General features: G+C 68.2%; 14 protein-coding genes. 6 read left to right on the forward strand and 8 right to left on the reverse strand.

What is annotated here, in order from left to right; all coding sequences use genetic code 11:
- Positions 1 to 129 precede the first annotated feature (129 nt).
- From SPHME3_RS0102965 to rpiB, 5 genes are read right to left on the reverse strand one after another with little or no spacing between them, the layout of a single operon-like run.
- Positions 130 to 864: an RNA methyltransferase gene (locus tag SPHME3_RS0102965; protein ID WP_017977336.1), complete on the reverse strand. Its 735-nt coding sequence runs from the start codon at positions 862 to 864 to the stop codon at positions 130 to 132.
- On the reverse strand, positions 861 to 1,337 hold the full coding sequence (gene nrdR / locus SPHME3_RS0102970; RefSeq protein ID WP_017977335.1) for a transcriptional regulator NrdR: 477 nt from the start codon (positions 1,335 to 1,337) through the stop codon (positions 861 to 863). The genes SPHME3_RS0102965 and nrdR overlap by 4 nt, the downstream gene beginning before the upstream one ends.
- A gap of 19 nt (positions 1,338 to 1,356) precedes the next feature.
- The gene (locus tag SPHME3_RS21265; protein ID WP_017977334.1) at positions 1,357 to 1,533 is read right to left on the reverse strand and encodes a small multi-drug export protein; all 177 of its coding nucleotides are present in this window, start codon (positions 1,531 to 1,533) and stop codon (positions 1,357 to 1,359) included.
- A gap of 3 nt (positions 1,534 to 1,536) precedes the next feature.
- On the reverse strand, positions 1,537 to 2,847 hold the full coding sequence (glyA, locus tag SPHME3_RS0102980) for a serine hydroxymethyltransferase (protein ID WP_017977333.1): 1,311 nt from the start codon (positions 2,845 to 2,847) through the stop codon (positions 1,537 to 1,539).
- A gap of 4 nt (positions 2,848 to 2,851) precedes the next feature.
- Entirely contained in the window at positions 2,852 to 3,286 is a 435-nt protein-coding gene (gene rpiB / locus SPHME3_RS0102985; protein WP_017977332.1) for a ribose 5-phosphate isomerase B, read from the reverse strand.
- Positions 3,287 to 3,493: 207 nt separating this feature from the next.
- On the opposite strand from rpiB, the gene SPHME3_RS0102990 reads away from it, so the two are divergent.
- A complete protein-coding gene (locus tag SPHME3_RS0102990; RefSeq protein ID WP_017977331.1) occupies positions 3,494 to 4,012 on the forward strand; it encodes a DUF3429 domain-containing protein in 519 nt (172 codons plus the stop codon).
- A 131-nt stretch (positions 4,013 to 4,143) separates the two neighbouring features.
- Here the strand turns inward: SPHME3_RS0102990 and hemA are convergent, their stop codons facing one another.
- Together hemA and murI are read right to left on the reverse strand one after the other, a co-directional pair.
- Complete coding sequence (gene hemA, locus SPHME3_RS0102995) at positions 4,144 to 5,385, reverse strand: 5-aminolevulinate synthase (protein WP_017977330.1); 1,242 nt, start codon at positions 5,383 to 5,385, stop codon at positions 4,144 to 4,146.
- Between the two features lie 249 nt (positions 5,386 to 5,634).
- Positions 5,635 to 6,429, reverse strand: a complete 795-nt coding sequence (murI, locus tag SPHME3_RS0103000) for a glutamate racemase (protein WP_017977329.1) — start codon at positions 6,427 to 6,429, stop codon at positions 5,635 to 5,637.
- A 122-nt stretch (positions 6,430 to 6,551) separates the two neighbouring features.
- Here murI and plsY point away from each other — a divergent pair, with 122 nt between their 5' ends.
- The 4 genes from plsY to SPHME3_RS0103020 are packed head-to-tail and all read left to right on the forward strand — an operon-like array spanning position 6,552 to position 8,892.
- Positions 6,552 to 7,163 carry a glycerol-3-phosphate 1-O-acyltransferase PlsY gene (plsY, locus tag SPHME3_RS0103005; protein ID WP_017977328.1) on the forward strand — a complete coding sequence of 204 codons (612 nt, stop codon included), beginning with the start codon at positions 6,552 to 6,554 and terminating at the stop codon, positions 7,161 to 7,163.
- Positions 7,164 to 7,165: 2 nt separating this feature from the next.
- Positions 7,166 to 8,245: a DNA-processing protein DprA gene (gene dprA, locus SPHME3_RS0103010; RefSeq protein WP_017977327.1), complete on the forward strand. Its 1,080-nt coding sequence runs from the start codon at positions 7,166 to 7,168 to the stop codon at positions 8,243 to 8,245.
- Between the two features lie 42 nt (positions 8,246 to 8,287).
- A complete protein-coding gene (locus SPHME3_RS0103015; RefSeq protein ID WP_017977326.1) occupies positions 8,288 to 8,554 on the forward strand; it encodes a type II toxin-antitoxin system Phd/YefM family antitoxin in 267 nt (88 codons plus the stop codon).
- A 5-nt stretch (positions 8,555 to 8,559) separates the two neighbouring features.
- On the forward strand, positions 8,560 to 8,892 hold the full coding sequence (locus SPHME3_RS0103020; protein WP_017977325.1) for a type II toxin-antitoxin system RelE/ParE family toxin: 333 nt from the start codon (positions 8,560 to 8,562) through the stop codon (positions 8,890 to 8,892).
- Positions 8,893 to 8,915: 23 nt separating this feature from the next.
- Here the strand turns inward: SPHME3_RS0103020 and SPHME3_RS0103025 are convergent, their stop codons facing one another.
- Positions 8,916 to 9,563: a TMEM175 family protein gene (locus tag SPHME3_RS0103025; protein WP_017977324.1), complete on the reverse strand. Its 648-nt coding sequence runs from the start codon at positions 9,561 to 9,563 to the stop codon at positions 8,916 to 8,918.
- Positions 9,564 to 9,679: 116 nt separating this feature from the next.
- On the opposite strand from SPHME3_RS0103025, the gene topA reads away from it, so the two are divergent.
- Entirely contained in the window at positions 9,680 to 12,253 is a 2,574-nt protein-coding gene (gene topA / locus SPHME3_RS0103030; protein WP_018250549.1) for a type I DNA topoisomerase, read from the forward strand.
- Positions 12,254 to 12,484: the final 231 nt, after the last annotated feature.

The following is a 12,484-nucleotide window of genomic DNA, read 5'->3' on the forward strand; positions in this document are numbered from 1 at the left end:
GGGCGTCGTTTCCGCGTTGGCGGCAATGCAGGCGGGCTGGCCTTCCGGTTCCTTCTGCGAGGGTAGCGTGTCTGGATCCCCGCCTTCGCGGGGATGACGAGCAGAGAGGGAGGCCGACCGACCGCCGCCCTATCGCTCGCTGCGCCGTTCCTTGGCGCCATCCAGCGCCGACAGGACACCGCGCAGTGTGCGCACTTCCTGCGACGACCAGCCGGGCTTGGTGAGCAGCGTCCTGAGCGTCCGCCGCGTCGCGGGCACGCGGTCGGGCGGGAAGAAGAAGTTCGCCCGTTCCAGCATGTCGTCGAGCTGCGCGATCATGCCGTCCAGTTCGGTCTGCGGTGCCGGGGCGTCGATCTCGGTCAGCGACGGCTGCGCGAGGCTGACGCCCTTCGACCATTCGTAGGCGACCAGGATGACCGCCTGCGCGAGGTTGAGGCTGCCGAATTCGGGATTGATCGGCACGGTGATGATCGTGCGGGCGAGCGCCACGTCGTCGGTTTCCAGCCCCGACCGCTCCGGCCCGAACAGGATGGCCGAGCGTTCGCCCGCGCCGTGGATGGCCTTCGCGGCGACTTCGGGCGTCACCACCGGCTTGGTGATGCCGCGCTTCCTCACCGTCGTCGCATAGACGTGGGCGCAATCCGCGATCGCGTCCTGAACCGTCTCGTAGACGCGCGCGCGTTCTAGCACGAGGTCGGCGCCGCTCGCCGCCGGACCCGCCTTGGGGTTGGGCCAGCCGTCGCGCGGGGCGACGAGGCGCATGTCGGTCAGCCCGAAGTTGAGCATCGCGCGCGCGGCCTTGCCGATATTCTCGCCAAGCTGCGGGCGGACCAGAACGATCGCGGGGAGATTGGTGTCGCTCATGCGCCGCGTCCTGCCTGTTCGACCGACCCGGCGAACTCCTCGAAATCGCGCGCCTCGCTGAAGTCGCGATAGACGCTGGCGAAGCGGATATAGGCGACCGAATCGAGGCCCTTCAGCCCCTCCATCACCAGTTCGCCGATCCGCTTCGACGACACTTCGCTCTCGCCCAGCGTTTCCAGCTGGCGCTGGATCCCGCTGATCAGCTTTTCGATGCGCACCGGTTCGATCGGCCGCTTGCGCGTCGCGATCGCGATCGAGCGTTGCAGCTTCTCGCGCTCGAACGGCTCGCGGCGCGACCCGCCGTCGCCCGCGCTCTTCACGACCCACAGGTCGCGTAGCTGGATGCGCTCGAACGTCGTGAAACGCGCGGCGCACCCTTCGCACTGGCGCCGGCGCCGGATCGCCGCCCCGTCTTCGGTGGGGCGGCTGTCCTTTACCTGGCTGTCTTCATGGCCGCAGAACGGGCAACGCATAAATAGTCGAACGCGTCCTTCAGATCTTGTTGCGGCGGGCGTAGGCGACGCCGGCGCCGACCAGCGCACCCAGCACCGGGCCGACGAACGGCACGGGAATCGCCACCACGGCGCCGATCGCACCGTATTTGGCCATCTTCTTGCCCAGGCCGGGCGTGTTCTTCACGGTGCTCTGCACCTCGTCGATCTTCGACATCTGTTATCCTTCGTAGATGGGGAAGCGCGCGCAGAGGTTGCGCACACGGTCCCGAACGTTCGCCTCGACGTCGGGGTCCCCGTGTTCGCCCTTCTTTGCAAGACCGTCGAGGACGTCGGCGACCATGTTGCCGATCTCGCGGAACTCCGCCGGGCCGAAGCCGCGCGTGGTGCCGGCGGGCGAGCCGACGCGGATGCCGCTGGTCTTCATCGGCGGCAGCGGATCGTTGGGGATGCCGTTCTTGTTACAGGTGATGCCCGCGCGCTCCAGCGCCTCGTCCGCGTCCTTGCCGGTGATGCCGAGCGGGCGCAGGTCAATGAGCGCGAGGTGCGTATCGGTGCCGCCCGCGATCACGTCGGCGCCGCGCTCCTTCAGCGTGGCGGCGAGCACCTTGGCGTTCTCGACCACCGCAGCGATGTAGCTCTTGTATTCGGGGCGCAGCGCCTCGCCGAAGGCGACCGCCTTGGCGGCGATGACGTGCATCAGCGGGCCACCCTGCAGGCCGGGGAAGACCGCCGAATTGATCTTCTTCGCAATGGCCTCGTCGTCGGTCATGATCATGCCGCCGCGGGGGCCGCGCAGCGTCTTGTGCGTCGTGGTGGTGACGACATGAGCATGGCCGAACGGCGTCGGGTGCAGGCCGGCGGCGACGATGCCGGCGAAGTGCGCCATGTCGACCATGAAATACGCGCCGACCTTGTCCGCAATCGCGCGGAAGCGGGCGAAGTCGATGACGCGCGGATAGGCCGAGCCGCCCGCGATGATGAGTTTCGGCTGATGCTCGACCGCGAGGGCCTCGACCGCGTCATAGTCGATCAGATGCGTGTCGGGGTCGACGCCGTATTGGACCGCGTTGAACCACTTGCCGCTCATCGCCGCCTTGGCGCCGTGCGTCAGGTGGCCGCCGGCATCCAGGCTCATGCCCAGGATCGTCTCGCCCGGCTTGACCAGCGCCAGCATCACCGCGCCGTTCGCCTGCGCGCCCGAATGCGGCTGCACGTTGACGAAACCGCAGCCGAAGATCTGCTTGGCACGCTCGATCGCGAGGCTCTCGACCTCGTCCGACGGCGCGCAGCCCTGGTAATAGCGCTTGCCCGGATAGCCCTCGGCATATTTGTTGGTGAAGACCGACCCCTGCGCCTCGAGCACCGCCTTCGACACGATGTTTTCCGACGCGATCAGCTCGATCTGCGTCTGTTCGCGGGTGAGTTCGTGGGCCACGCCGCCGAACACGGCGGGATCGGCATCCGCCAACCCTTGCGTGAAGAAGCCGCTGGAGCGGATGTCACTGAGATCGTTCGGCTGGGTGCTCATGGGATCAATCCTTCTGCGACAGTTTGTCGACACGGGCCTGGTGACGACCGCCCTCGAACGGAGCGGCGAGAAAGGCTTCGAGGCACGCCTTCGCAAGGTCCGGCCCGATCAGCCGGGCGCCCATCGCGATGACGTTGGCGTCGTTGTGGTTGCGCGCGAGCGCGGCGGCGAGCGGTTCGGTGACCAGCGCGCAGCGGCACGCCGGGTTGCGATTGACCGCGATCGAGATGCCGATCCCCGATCCGCACAGCGCCACGCCCAACGCCGCTTCGCCGCGCGCGACCGCATCGGCCAGCTTGTAGCCGTAATCGGGATAGTCGACGCGCGCGTCGGTCTCCGGACCCAGGTCAACCACCTCGTGACCCAGCGTGGCGGCGTGCTCGACCAGCAGCGCCTTCAGCGCGACGGCGGCGTGATCGGAGGCGAAGGCAATGCGCAAGGCGAAGCGGCGTCCCGGCTGTGATGAGGAAGCGATGCGCGGCGCCTTAGCGCCACCGTCACGCAAATGCCACAGCCGATGCGGGGAAAGGCATCAGGACACGATGGCGCGTGGGAACGCCCGCGCCGGTCACGCGCTTGGACAACATGCATCAAGATCGCACCCCGAGCAGCCGCTTCGTCCACCTGCGATCCCGCTGGCGATCCGATGCCTGAGCGCCACTCCGCCAGCGCCGAGGCGATCGGCAGCGATGCCGCCAGCCCGGGCATGATCGGCACCGTCGGCGAATCGGCGATGATCCTCGGCTATGCCGGCCTGCTGCCGCAGATCGCCGCCGCCGCCACCTGCGCCTTCGACCAGACGACGCAAACGGGTGGTATGTTCGCCTTCGGCTATGCCGCGCTGATCCTCAGCTTCCTCGGCGGCATCTGGTGGGGTTTCGCGATGTGCGCCGGCGTGCGGCAGGGCGAGATCGCCTGTCTGGCGGTCGCGCCCTCGATCGTCGCGGCCGGCCTGATCCTGCTGTCGGTCGGCGGCGTTATCTCGCTGGCGCTGGCGCTCGTCCTGTTGGGCGTGGCGGTGCTGCTGACGCTGCTGATCGACCGCCGGCTCACCGCACAGGGGATCACGCCCAGCGGCTGGATGGCGTTACGCGTGCCGCTGTCGCTGGGCCTGGGCAGCCTCTCAATCATCATCGGTGCCCTGTGCGGGGTATTGGCGGCCTGAGCGCTATCCCCTTCGTCGAACCCTAGGTCATCCCAGCGAAGGCTGGGATCTTTGCGTGATCGAGACCGTCAGGAGCCGATAGAGGCCTCAGCCTTCGCTGGGTCTACGGGATTGTCGAATTGGGAGGCGCCTCAAGCGGCCTTGCGCAGTTCGAGCCGGCCCCAGATCTCGACCAAGGCGTCGGTCAGCTCCCGCATCATCTCGGGCGTATGGCTCGGGCCCGGCGTGAAGCGCAGGCGCTCGGTGCCGCGTGGGACGGTCGGATAATTGATCGGTTGGACGTACACGCCATATTCGGCGAGCAGGATGTCGCTGATCCGCTTCGCCTTCACCGGGTCGCCGACCAGCACCGGCACGATATGCGTGTCGCCCAGCATCACCGGCAAACCGGCCTCGCTCAGCATCGTCTTGAGTAGCGCCGCCGATGCCTGCTGCCCCTCGCGCTCGACGCTGGAGGCCTTCAGGTGGCGCACGCTCGCCAGCACGCCCGCGACCAGCACCGGCGACAGGCTGGTGGTGAAGATGAAGCCCGGCGCGTAAGAGCGGATGACGTCGATGATCGTCTGGTCCGCAGCGATATAGCCGCCCATCACGCCGAACGCCTTGCCGAGCGTGCCCTCGATGATCGTCAGCCGGTGCGCGACGCCTTCAGCCTCGGAAATGCCGCCGCCGCGCGCGCCGTACATGCCGACCGCATGCACTTCGTCGAGATAGGTCAACGCGTTATATTTGTCGGCGAGGTCGCAGATCGCGGCGATCGGCGCGATGTCGGCTTCCATCGAATAGACGCTCTCGAACGCGATCAGCTTCGGCACCGCCGGGTCTTCGGCCGCCAGCAGCTCTTCGAGGTGCGCGAGGTCGTTATGGCGGAAGATCCGCTTCTCGCAGCCGGCGTTGCGAATGCCGGCGATCATCGAGGCGTGGTTCAGTTCGTCCGAAAAGATCACGCAGCCGGGCAGGATCTTGGCGAGCGTCGACAACGTCGCCTCGTTCGACACATAGCCGCTGGTGAACAGCAATGCGCCTTCCTTGCCGTGCAGGTCGGCGAGCTCGCCCTCCAGATCGACGTGATAATGCGTGTTGCCGCCGATGTTGCGCGTGCCGCCCGATCCGGCACCGACGTCGTGCAGCGCCTCTTCCATCGCGGCGATCACATCGGGATGCTGGCCCATCGCCAGATAGTCGTTCGAACACCAGACCGTGATCGGCTTGGGGCCATTATGCCCCGCGAAACAGCGCGCATTGGGGAACATCCCCTTGTTGCGGAGGATGTCGATGAAGACGCGGTAGCGTCCCTCGGCATGAAGGCGGTCGATCGCCTGGGTGAAAACGCGCGAATAGTCCACGCGCGTGTCCGTGCCGTCGCTGTTCATGGGATGCTCGTGTATCGCGCGCGCGGCGGTGTTGCCAGCGGATAAAACAGGTCAGGGTGATCGAAGGGTTGGGCATTTTGTCCAAGGGGTGGGCGGCCGCCCCGCCTCAAAATCCCCCGTCACCCCGGACGTGTTCCGGGGTACACCGGGCCGCGGGGGGATGCTCCAGGCCTCCAGCCGTCCCCCTCGCCGCAGAGTGGACCCCGGACCAAGTCCGGGGTGACGGAGGGAATGGGGCGAGCGCAACCCTTACAACGCCTCCACCACCCCAATCCCGTACCGCGCCAACGCCGGCTCCAGCGCCCGCTCCGCCGCGCCCAGCCGCGTGAACACCGCGCGATGCATCGGCGCCCCCGCCGGCCAGTCCTGCCCGTCGGACAGCGCCGCGATCCGCCGCGCGATTCCCGGCCCGCCATCGATGAAGCGCACGCCCGCAGGTGCCACCGCCGCCAGCTCCGCCTCGACCAGCGGGAAGTGCGTGCAGGCGTTGACGATCACGTCGATTCGCTCGCCCCCCGGCTGCTCGATCAGCCCGGCGAGCGCCGCCGCGAACCGCTCAGACGCGGGTGCCTTCCCGGCCAGTTTTTCCTCCGCCAGCTCGACCAGCGCCGCCGATCCATGGCGCAACACCGTGCAATCGCCGGCAAAGCGCGCCGCCAGATCGTCGACATAGGCCTGCCGCACCGTCGCCTGCGTCCCGAGCACGCCGATGACGCGCGTCGCGCTCATCGCAGCGGCGGGCTTGATCGCCGGCACCGTCCCCACCACCGGCACGTCGAGCGCCGCGCGCACCACCGGCAGCGCGATCGTCGAGGCTGTGTTGCACGCGATCACCACCAGCCGCGGGCGATAGCGTTCGACCAGCCGCCCGAGCAGCGCCGGCACCCGCGCCGCGATCTCGGCCTCGCTCTTCGTGCCATAGGGGAAGCCCGCCGAATCGGCCGCATAGACGATCGGTGCGAACGGCAGCAGTGCCTGCGTCGGTGCGACCACCGACAGGCCGCCGACACCGGAATCGAAGAACAGGATCGGACGCATATCCATCGCCCGCGTGCATAGCCGCCGCACCGCTCGCCGCAAGTCCGCCCCCCTTGGCCAAGCCGGTCCGATGCCGCTATGATGGGGCCAGTCACGAAGGGGCACACTTGCAGACAGAAATCCTCTGGATGGCACCGACCGCGGCGCTGGTGCTCGGCTATCTGCTGGGCTCGATTCCGTTCGGGGTGATCCTGACGCGGCTCGGCGGCGCGGGCGACCTGCGCACGATCGGATCGGGCAATATCGGCGCGACCAACGTGCTGCGGACCGGACGCAAGGGCCTCGCCGCGGCGACGCTGCTGCTCGACCTGCTGAAGGGCGCCGCCGCCGTCTGGCTCGTCAGCTGGCTGTTCCCGGGCGAACAGATGGTCGCCGCGGCCGCCGCCTTCGTCGGCCATTGCTATCCGGTCTGGCTGCGTTTCCGTGGTGGCAAGGGCGTCGCGACGCTGATGGGGATCGTACTGGCGCTGCACTGGCCGATGGGGCTGGTCTATGCCGTCGTCTGGCTGGGAATGCTCGCCACGGTGCGCATCTCGTCGGTCGCGGGCATGGCCGCGGCGATCAGCGCGCCGGTCAGCGGCGCGATCTTCGGCCGGTTCGATCTCGTCATGCTGCTGCTCGCGCTCGCCGCCATCGTGCTGTGGAAGCATCGCGAGAATATCGAGCGGATCGCCAACGGCACCGAACCGCGCATCGGCGGCGGCAAGCGCGCCGCGGCAGACGGCCCGCAGGACGACTGAACGTGGCCGAGCGCGATCTCGCGCGCCTTCGCCTGATCCGAACCGCGGGGGTCGGCCCCGTCACCTATCGCCAGTTGATCGCCCGCTTCGGCACGCCCGAAGCCGCGCTCGACATGCTGCCGACGCTCGCCCGGCGCGGTGGCGGCAACGCGCCGCGGGTCGCCGACGCGGGACTGGTCGAACGGGAGCTGGGGACGACGGCCAAACTCGGCGCGCGCCACGTCTTCCTCGACGATGTCGACTATCCGCCGCTGCTCGCCGAGATCGACACCGCGCCGCCCGCGCTGATCGTCCGCGGCGACCTGACCCTGGCCAGCCGCCTGTGCGTCGCGATCGTGGGCGCGCGCAACGCCTCGGCCGCCGCCTGCCGCTTCGCCCGCAGCCTCGCGCACGATCTCGCCGCCGAAGGGGCGACGGTCGTTTCCGGCCTCGCGCGCGGCATCGACACCGCCGCGCACGTCGGCGCGCTTCCCCGCACCATCGGCGTCATCGCCAGCGGTATCGACGTCACCTTCCCGCCGGAAAACCGGGACTTACAGGAAGAGGTCGCGGCCCGCGCGCTGCTGGTCGCCGAACAGCCGCCCGGCACGCAGCCGCTCGCGCGCAACTTCCCCTCGCGCAACCGCATCATCGCCGGCCTGTCGCTCGGTACGGTGGTGGTGGAGGCGGCGCCCCGCTCGGGCTCGCTCATCACCGCGCGACTGGCGGGCGAGGCGGGGCGCGAGGTCATGGCCGTCCCCGGCAGCCCGCTCGATCCCCGCGCGCAAGGTTGTAATCTGCTGATCCGCGACGGCGCGACGCTGATCCAGACCGCCGCCGACGTCCTCGAACAATTGCGCCCGATCGACCCGCGCAGCGTCCGCACGCCCTCCTCCAGCTATGGCAGCCCGCCCCCCGCGGACGCCGACGACACCGATCGCCGCCGCGTAACCGCGTTGTTAGGCCCGGTCCCAGTGACGGTCGACGAACTGATCCGCCAAAGCGGCATCGCCCCCGCGATCCTCCAGACCGTGTTGCTCGAACTGGAACTCGCCGGCCGGCTGGAACGCCACGCCGGCGGCCGCGTCAGCCTTGCCCTTTGAATCGAGACGAACCATATTCGGTCCGTATTTGGTTTGGAGGCAATGATGGGCTTTGCGGAACGGGTCAAACCGATCAGCTACGTCAAGGCGCACGCGGCCGACGTGCTGACTGAGCTTGCCGCAACCCGCGAACCTCTTGCGATCACGCAGAACGGCGAAGTGAAGGCGGTCCTTCAGGACGTCGCGTCCTATGACGAAACGCGAGAGACGTTGGCGTTACTCAAGCTGCTCGCGCTTGGAACGATCGACATCGAACATGGCGACACCCGCGCGCTGGAGGACGTCGCCGCCGCGATCCGCGCCGGCTGATCGCGATGACGGCGCCCTTCGCCGTCCGCCTGACGCGCGGTGCGGAACAGGATCTACGGCACATCCACGGCTATCGGCTGGCGCATGGCGGACGGGCCGCGGCGGACGCGTTACTCGACACATTGGTCGGGCGGATCGACGCGCTGCGCCACTTCCCGGATCGCGGCGCCGTGCCGCCCGAACTGCAGACGATCGGCATGCGCGACTATCGCCAGATCGTCAGCGCACCCTATCGGATCATCTATCGGCCGATCGAGACGACCGTCTTCGTCGTCGTGATCGCGGACGGGCGGCGCGACATGGCGACGTTGCTCGAACGGCGACTGCTCGCCCGCTAGGGGGACAGACCGACCGCTTCGATTCAGCCGCCCGCCCGTGCCGCCCAGCGGCCGACGACGATGCTGATGATCGGGCTCACCACCACGAGCACGACCAGGGCCGCGACCCAGGTCACCATGCCGGCGGCGAAGGCGCAGACGCCGATCATGACGGGGATCCAGCTGCGGTGCAGCAGCGGCGTGATCTCATGCGCCCCGATGTCGTCGTCGAGTAGATCGGGCGAGCGGGCGATGACCTGGATCAGATGGCGGTTGAGCAGCCCCAGCAGGATCAGCCAGCCTGTGTAGAAGCCGATGCCGACGCGCAAATTCACATATTCGCTGATGATCGCAGTCGGGAACGGCATGAAGGCGACGCCGAGCAGCAGCAGCAGGTTCGCCATCACCAGTCGAGGGCTGGCGGCGCGGAGCAACCCCATCACGTCGTGATGGATGATCCAGAAGCGGCCCAGCACCAGAAAGCTGACGAGGAAGCCCACATAATTGGGCAGCAGCACCCACAGCGCCTGTCCCAGTTCCGGCCCGGTCGGATGGTGCAGCGCGGGCAGCTTCACCTCGACCACGAGCAGCGTCATCGCGATCGCGAAGATCGCGTCCGAAAAGAAGGTCATCCGTTCCAGCTGCACGCGCGCCCGGTGCGCGCGGCGATGGTCGACGCCTGCGCTGCTCATGTCCACGCCTTGTCCTCGACGCCCGTCGATCCCCACATCGGTGTCATCCCCCTGTTGACAGTCGCCCCGGCGGCTTTCCACCCTCGCGCGTACACGTAAGGACCGTAATCGCCGCCATGCAGCTCGTCATCGTCGAATCGCCCGCCAAAGCGAAGACCATCGAAAAATACCTCGGCTCGGATTACCGGGTGCTCGCCTCCTACGGCCACGTCCGCGACCTGCCGGCGAAGGACGGGTCGGTGAATCCCGACGAGGGCTTCGCGATGGAGTGGGAGAATTACGCGGACAAGACGAAGCAGCTCAAAGCCATCGCCGATCTGTCGAAGACCGCCGACCGCCTGATCCTGGCGACCGACCCCGATCGCGAGGGCGAGGCGATCAGCTGGCACGTGCAGGAGGTGCTCAAGGGCCGCAAGGCGCTGCCCAAGGACGTCCAGCGCGTGACGTTCAACGCGATCACCAAGGCGGCGGTGACCACCGCGATGGCGAACCCGCGCGAGCTCGATACCGATTTGATCGACGCGTATCGCGCCCGTCGCGCGCTCGACTATCTGGTCGGCTTCACGCTGTCGCCGGTGCTGTGGCGCAAGCTGCCCGGCGCCAAATCGGCGGGCCGTGTCCAGTCGGTCGCGCTGCGCCTGATCGTCGATCGCGAGCGCGAGATCGAGGCGTTCCGCGCGCAGGAATATTGGTCGGTCACCGCAAGCATGGAACAGGACGGCACGCCCTTCACCGCGCGCCTCGTCCAGTGGGACGGCAAGAAGCTCGACCGCCTGTCGATCGGCAATCAAGGCGACGCGGAGAAGGCGAAGGCCGCAGTCGAGGCAGGGCGCTTCTCGGTCCAGTCGGTCGAGACCAAGCCGGCGACGCGCAACCCGCCGCCGCCCTTCACCACCTCGACGTTGCAGCAGGAGGCGGCGCGCAAGCTCGGCTTCTCGGCCGACCATACGATGCGGATCGCGCAGGGCCTGTATGAGGATGGCGCGATCACCTACATGCGGACCGACGGCGTGCAGATGGACGGCAGCGCCATTTCGGCCGCGCGCAAGGCGATCGCCGAGCGTTACGACGGCGGCTACGTCCCCGATTCGCCGCGCCAGTACCAGACCAAGGCGAAGAACGCGCAGGAAGCGCACGAGGCGATCCGCCCGACCGACTTCAGCAAGGACCGCGTCGGCGGCGGCGATCACGCGCGCCTGTACGACCTCATTTGGAAGCGCGCGCTCGCCAGCCAGATGGCCTCGGCGCGCATGGAGCGCACCACGGTCGAGATGGCGGACGGCACGGGGCGCAACGTGCTGCGCGCGACCGGCCAGGTCGTGCTCTTCCCCGGCTTCCTCGCGCTGTACGAGGAAGGGCAGGACGACAGCCAGGACGAGGAAGCGCGCCGCCTGCCACGCCTGCGCGACGGCGATGCGCCGGCCAAGAAGGACGTCGCCGCCGAACAGCATTTCACCCAGCCGCCGCCGCGCTTCTCCGAAGCCTCGCTGGTGAAGCGGATGGAAGAGCTCGGCATCGGCCGCCCGTCGACCTATGCCTCGATCATCAAGACGCTGAAGGACCGCAATTACGTCCGCGTCGAGAAGAACCGCTTCTTCGCCGAGGAATCGGGGCGGTTGGTGACGGCGTTCCTCGAACGCTTCTTCGAAAAGTACGTCGGCTTCGATTACACCGCCGAGCTGGAGGAAGAGCTGGACGACGTGTCCGGCGGCCGTGCGCAATGGCAGGCGGTGCTGGAAGCCTTCTGGCGCGACTTCAAGCCGCGCACCAGCGAGGTGATGGAGCAACAGCCCTCGGCGATCACCGCGGAGCTCGACCAGTTCCTCGCGCCCTATCTGTTCCCCGACAAGGCGGACGGCAGCGATCCCAGGCTCTGCCCCAAGTGCGAGGCAGGCAAGCTCGCGCTGCGCGGCGGCCGGTTCGGCGCGTTCATCGCCTGCTCCAACTATCCGGAGTGCAAATACACCCGCCGCTTCGCGCAGGCCGGCGCCGAGGCGGGCGAGGACAGCGGTCCCGAGGGCCTGGGCAAGGACCCGGTCACGGGGCTGGAGGTCGAGCGCAAGTCGGGGCGGTTCGGGCCGTACATCCAGCTCGGCGAGGGCAAGGACGCCAAGCGCGCCTCGATCCCCAAGGACCTGCCGGGCGAGCTCGACCTGGAATGGGCGCTGAAGCTTTTGAGCCTGCCGCGTACGATCGGCAATCACCCGGAGACAGGCGAGCCGATCACCGCCTCGATCGGCCGTTACGGCCCCTATCTGGCGCACAGCGGCAAGTACGCACGGCTGCAATCGACCGCCGACGTGTTCGAAACGGGAATGAACGCCGCGGTGGTCAAGCTCGCCGAAGCGGCAGCCGGCGGTGGCCGTCCGGCGCGTGGCGCCGCGCGGGCGCCGCTCAAGGAGCTCGGCAAGCATCCGCGCACCGAGGCGGAGATCAAGCTAATGGAAGGGCGCTACGGCCCCTATGTCACCGACGGCGAGACGAACGCGACGCTGCCCAAGTCGATCACGCCCGAGGCGCTGACGCTGGAGGAAGCCGCCTCGCTGATCGATGCCCGCGCGGCGGCGGCCCCGGCGAAAAAGAAGAAGGCGCCGGCCAAGAAAGCCGCGGCGAAGAAGCCGGCGGCGAAGGATGCAGCCGCCAAGAAACCGGCCGCGAAAAAGGCGCCGGCGAAGAAGAAGGCGGACTGATCCGCACGTTCGTCATTCCCGCGCAGGCGGGAATCCAGATGCGCTACCGTCACGCTTCTTGCTAAAAGGTCAGAGGTTCTGGATTCCCGCCTTCGCGGGAATGACGGTAGTGGAAAGAGCACCGTCCTCCCCTCGTCATCCCGGCGAACGCCGGGATCCATGGCGGCGGGAGGCCTGTGATGCGCGAACCATCGGCGGCGGCGCGTCCATGGATCCCGGCCTGCGCCGGGA

The sequence above is a fragment of the Sphingomonas melonis DAPP-PG 224 genome (assembly GCF_000379045.1).
GTDB lineage: Bacteria > Pseudomonadota > Alphaproteobacteria > Sphingomonadales > Sphingomonadaceae > Sphingomonas > Sphingomonas aquatilis.